The 1,061-nt window shown below is 69.9% G+C and carries 1 protein-coding gene; it reads left to right on the top strand.

Features of this window, described 5'->3' with window-relative positions:
* A partial coding sequence (locus ACIGII_RS19535; protein WP_399641359.1) for an AMP-binding protein occupies positions 1-1,061 on the top strand: 1,061 nt, incomplete at both ends.

The raw sequence follows: 1,061 nt of genomic DNA, 5'->3' as shown, positions 1-1,061 counted from the left end.
GCGCATACGCAGGCCTGGTTGCGGCGCGGGCAGACGACCGACACTGTCGCAGCGCAGACCGTGCACGCGCTGTTTTCGGCCTGCGCGCAGGCACGGCCGGCGGCCACCGCGCTGCATGCCGGCGCGGGCGAGCGCTGGAGTGCACTGCAGCTGGAGCAGGCCGCCAACCGGCTGGCGCGTCATCTTCGTGATGCAGGCGTGGGCGCGGAAGATCGCGTTGCGGTGTGCCTGGATCGGGATCCGGCGTGGATCGTGGCGCTGCTGGCGGTACTCAAGGCCGGGGCAGTGTATGTTCCGCTTGATCCGGACGTTCATCCGCAGCGCCTCGCCCAGATCCTGGCCGATGCGGACTGCGCGCTGGCACTGACCGACACGCCGCATGCGGCGGCGCTGGGCAGCTTCGCGGGCCCCCGGCTGCTGCTGGACCAGCCCGAGGTCCATGCGGCCGTGGCTGGGCATCCCGCCACCGCGATCGCCGACACCGTCGATGTCGATCAGCTGGCTTACCTGATCTACACCTCCGGGTCGACCGGTACGCCGAAAGGGGTGGCGGTAAGCCACCGCGCGGTCCACAACTACGTGCGCGGCGTGGCTGCGCGCCTGGATCTGCCGGCCGATGCGGAGCTGCTGTCGCTGGCCACCATCGGTGCGGACCTGGGACATACCGCATTGCTGGTGGCGCTGTGCACCGGCCGCACCCTGCGGTTGCTGCCGTCGGCACTGGCGTTGGATGCCGAGGCCCTGGCCAGCGAGCTGGAACGTGCGCCGGTGGATTGCCTGAAGATCGTGCCCACGCACCTGCAGGCGCTGTTGTCGGTGGAGCGCCCGGAGCGGGTGCTGCCGCGTCACTGCCTGGTACTGGGCGGATCGGCGCTGGAGCCGGAGCGGGTGGCGCAGATCCGGGCTTTGCGTCCCCAGTGTCGGATCATCAACCATTACGGCCCAACCGAAACCACCGTGGGTATCTGCACCCATGCCGTGCTGCCGCAGGAAGCACCGGGTGTGCTGCCGATCGGGCAGCCGCTGGTGAACAGCCAGATCTATGTGCTGGACGCGCAGGG

Source organism: Stenotrophomonas sp. NPDC077420 (assembly GCF_044543385.1).
In the GTDB taxonomy this organism is placed as follows: Bacteria; Pseudomonadota; Gammaproteobacteria; order Xanthomonadales; family Xanthomonadaceae; genus Stenotrophomonas.
Note: the sequence above shows the minus strand (reverse complement) of the source record. Positions and strands in the feature narration are given on the sequence as shown.